At 44.1% G+C, this 236-nt stretch carries 1 protein-coding gene; it reads right to left on the reverse strand.

Going from position 1 to position 236, the window contains the following annotated elements:
• The coding region (locus tag AAEY72_RS16335; RefSeq protein WP_352311736.1) for a hypothetical protein at window positions 1-236 on the reverse strand (236 nt) is incomplete at both ends.

The following is a 236-nucleotide window of genomic DNA, read 5'->3' on the forward strand; positions in this document are numbered from 1 at the left end:
GTTATCAGCTTACCTTTTTGAAGATCAACACTGGCGATCCAGCGATCTTTGTTGTCAACGGCTTCCAACATCACCAATAATTTATCGTCAGACTCATGCCACTGAATTGCGCTCTGACTCCATTCCCAATCTTGCATTAACTGCACTAAACGCGGGGCTTTTTCGCTGTTATAGGTTTTACCTTTCGCTTGAGCATTTTCAGCTTTAACGCTCGCCAGTACATCCTCATCAAAACC

It is taken from the genome of Psychrobacter sp. W2-37-MNA-CIBAN-0211 (assembly GCF_040309405.1).
Taxonomy (GTDB): Bacteria; Pseudomonadota; Gammaproteobacteria; order Pseudomonadales; family Moraxellaceae; genus Psychrobacter; species Psychrobacter glaciei.